Below are 3,036 nucleotides of genomic sequence, written 5' to 3' on the forward strand. Positions count from 1 at the left end.
GCGAGGCGTGAACCCGCTGAGGCTAGATCCCCGGCGGGCGGCACAATAGGGAGTTGAAGGAGTTTCCACCCCTTCCGCGACCACCGGGACGGCAAGCGCGCGGCCGAGCCCGAGCACCGCCAGCACGATCGCCTCTGCCTCGCCGAGCCGAGGATCCTGGCTGATTAAGTTTGTGCAGACGGAAGATCGCAAAAATCAGCCATGCGGAATTTCAACTATTCCGCGAGCCTGGACATCGATAAGATCGAAAATAAAAAAACGGTAACATGTTCGACAAGAAAAGGTCTTTGTGATGGTGTCGCTACGGCAACACTTCATTCGTGTTGTGGATTGCATCAGCGCGAAAAGCGTCATTCTCTATGATCGTCCGATCGCGTCTTTTGCTGTTGTGATGATCAGTGTCATCGCTGTCATGGACATAGCCTTCTATCTTCACGGCCATCACCGTGCCCAGTAGCGAGGAATAGGTAGAATCCCAGCGCCGATGACGCGGGCCACACTCGAATTCATCAGGCTGGTTGTGATACCCACTGTAGGGCAAGGGGCGTCGGGCCGAGAGGCGGTTTGATGCGGCACGAATGACGGTTGACTTGCTCCAGCTTCCTCGTGCCATGCGCGCCGGCGATTTCAAAGCCAGATGAACAATGCCAGAATAACCGACCAGGCCGCGATCGAGACAAGAAAAATCAACAGCGCCGCCTTCGGCCAGGCGAGCCGTTCAGCATCCTCGTGGCGTATGTATCTTGCCGCGGCACTCAGACGCGAAATAACTCCGACATCAATTTGCATCAATTGTATCCATACGGCGAAGACCTCGGCGTGATTGGGGGCGGTGTTTCAGCATCTCCTGGGTCCGTTGATCAGGCTGCCTGGGCGGCTGTACTTGGATCTTGCTGAGCGATCCAGTTCCATGCGCATCAGTTCCTCGTGTCCGATCCGGCCGTGCGACTGAATGGGACCTTTCGGCACCCGCCGCCGGCGCTCGTCTCCTTGCCCGTAGCGTCCAGCTCCTGCTCCGATCGTCCGCCCTGGGGGTAACGAGTCAGAAAACTTTACACGTCTCTCAGTTCGTGCCGAAAACGTAATGATAAGGTATTGAAAAACAAAAGCTAATAAAAATGGCATTGTTTTTGCTTTCAAAAATTTAGCGGTAAAACGGCGCATCATCAAATTTTACGGCAAACGGCAGCAACCTTCGTGGCCCAAGGCGACTAGGAAATGAGGACAATGAAACGTAAATCACTGAAATCGACATTACTCGGCGCAGCGATATGCGGCGCCATTGCTCTGGTCGGAACGCCGGTCGCCCATGCGACGCCTGTGATCACCATCACCCTGCAGGAGGCCGGTTACGCGAATTATGTCACGCAGTCTCCGGCCCCGGGCGGACCCTACTACAATGGCTCTTTCGGTACGTTCACCATCAACAAGATCGGTAGCAGCGGCGATCTTCTGCCTGCAGACAACTTTAGCACCAACAGCATCAATACCTCCACGTCTGCGGGTGGCACGCTGTATCTCTACGCGTCGGAAACCGGAATCACGTCGCCGACCGGCATCCAGTCCTTCCTGAGCGGGTTCACGCTGAACCAGCCCTCGGGCGCGCTATCGAGTGTAACCGAGACCACTTACTACGACGCGAGCAATGCGCTGAACGGAATGGCCACCCAGTTGGGTACGGCGACCTTCCTGGGGCTCAGTTCCGGAATCCAGAATTCCGCGCCCGTGGCGATCAATCTCAGTTCGACCAACCCGTACTCGATCACCGAAGTGTTCAAGATTATCGCGGACGGCAAGGGGTCGGACAACGCCACCATTACCATGCAGGTCCCCGAACCCGGTTCGCTGGTGCTGATGGGCACCGGCCTGCTCGGCCTCGCCGCGATCATGCGGCGTAAGCGTCGCCGCGCCTGAACACAAAAGCCGGGCGCCAAAACGGCGCCCGGTCGTCGGCGCTGCAGGAACACGTCACAACATGCCCCGCGCTTCGCGTCACGTCGTGACGACACTACCTTGGCTGCGCCGCAATGAAGTCGCTGCCCCTTTTCGAGCGCCGCCAAGACGGATGGCCAACTCAGCCGCAGTCTATATCTGATAATGTTCCCTTATCAGATCCTGAATTGCCAATGCATTCCAGGGGACTTTCGACGAAATTCCATGATACGGGTTCTGGCATTACGGACATTCGCCCAATTTATACAACCAAAAATGTTTTTCATGAATGACTCGACCAAAAGTAGTGTCAGGATATTTTACATCTCGCTTGTCTAAAATATTTTATTCATTGATTTTACGAGCTTATTTAGCTCGGCATGGGAATTGCTTGTTCTATTTTGCGGCCCAAATCGGCGCCTCCCCTGCGTAAAGCAGCCGAACCGAAATGAACCGACCGCGTCAGTCAACGCCAGCCTTTCGAAAGGGACGTTCATGTTGAAGTTTCGCCATGTTGCCAGCGCTGTCGTCATCCTGGGGCTTACAACGGCAGGCGCTCGCGCCAGCCTGATCGCTGATGGCCTCACCTATACGCTGACCGAATCAGCGACAGCCAATCCCTTAACGGATCAGTTCACCCTTAATATCGCAGGCATAAATGGCCCTTCCGATACAGAAGGTGGGCGCTATGGCGTACAATCGTTTGCTTTCAACCAGCCCTCAAATTTTGCGAGTGCTCTGGCCCCGTCAGGTTTCACAGAATCAATAGGAGGGCTGAACTCGAGCGGCTGTAATGGAACTGGAAATTTCTACTGCTTCATGGCCGAAACAGCCCCGACCGGCCCGGCATTGCCGGCCAATACAAGCATTAATTATGTATTCAATGTTACGTTGTCGTCTGGGACATTTTCTGGATATAGTCCGGATTTTAAGATTAACTGGGATGGGACAAAGAATAATTATGATCTTATATCAGAAACCCTGACGCCGACACTCGGTACACCAGTACCCGAACCCGGCTCCCTTCTTCTGCTCGGCACTGGCCTTGTCGGTCTTGGTTTGGTCGGGCGGCGCAAATTCTCCAAACGATACCTCTGATAGAGG

General features: G+C 54.7%; 3 protein-coding genes and 1 pseudogene. 2 read left to right on the forward strand and 2 right to left on the reverse strand.

Annotation, left to right across the window (positions count from 1 at the left end; all coding sequences use genetic code 11):
• Window positions 1-150: pseudogene (locus tag APM_RS23200) on the reverse strand (hypothetical protein); the annotation flags it as partial.
• 477 nt (window positions 151-627) lie between these two features.
• Window positions 628-789 (reverse strand): hypothetical protein, encoded by a 162-nt coding sequence (locus tag APM_RS22270; protein ID WP_007424900.1) that lies wholly within the window; start codon window positions 787-789, stop codon window positions 628-630.
• 438 nt (window positions 790-1,227) lie between these two features.
• On the opposite strand from APM_RS22270, the gene APM_RS18395 reads away from it, so the two are divergent.
• The gene (locus APM_RS18395) at window positions 1,228-1,914 is read left to right on the forward strand and encodes a PEP-CTERM sorting domain-containing protein (RefSeq protein ID WP_007424901.1); all 687 of its coding nucleotides are present in this window, start codon (window positions 1,228-1,230) and stop codon (window positions 1,912-1,914) included.
• A 513-nt stretch (window positions 1,915-2,427) separates the two neighbouring features.
• Window positions 2,428-3,030, forward strand: a complete 603-nt coding sequence (locus tag APM_RS20915; RefSeq protein WP_007424902.1) for a PEP-CTERM sorting domain-containing protein — start codon at window positions 2,428-2,430, stop codon at window positions 3,028-3,030.
• Window positions 3,031-3,036 lie beyond the last annotated feature (6 nt).

The sequence above is a fragment of the Acidiphilium sp. PM genome (assembly GCF_000219295.1).
Taxonomy (GTDB): domain Bacteria; phylum Pseudomonadota; class Alphaproteobacteria; order Acetobacterales; family Acetobacteraceae; genus Acidiphilium; species Acidiphilium multivorum.